The following is a 223-nucleotide window of genomic DNA, read 5'->3' as shown; positions in this document are numbered from 1 at the left end:
AACTGTTCGGCGTTCTTTGATTCTCTGGATTCGTTCATCTATATCACGTCCTTTCTCTATCTGCTGTTCCAGTTCAGCAATTCGGTGTTCTGTTTCAGTAATAAACTGTTTTCGCTGTTCAGCTTCTGTGCCAATTTCTGCCATTGCTGATTTTCGTTTTCCAAAAGCTCTATCTTCGTTTTCTGTTCTTCCATCTTGGAAAGCAGTTCCTCGGTATTTGGCA

1 pseudogene is annotated in these 223 nt (G+C 41.3%); it reads right to left on the bottom strand.

Annotation, left to right across the window (positions count from 1 at the left end):
• A pseudogene (locus tag LJE09_RS17815) lies at positions 1 to 223 on the bottom strand (MobA/MobL family protein); the annotation flags it as partial.

This window comes from Blautia sp. DFI.3.45 (assembly GCF_020593505.1).
Lineage (GTDB): Bacteria > Bacillota > Clostridia > Lachnospirales > Lachnospiraceae > Blautia_A > Blautia_A wexlerae.
This window is presented reverse-complemented; position numbering and strand designations above follow the sequence as displayed.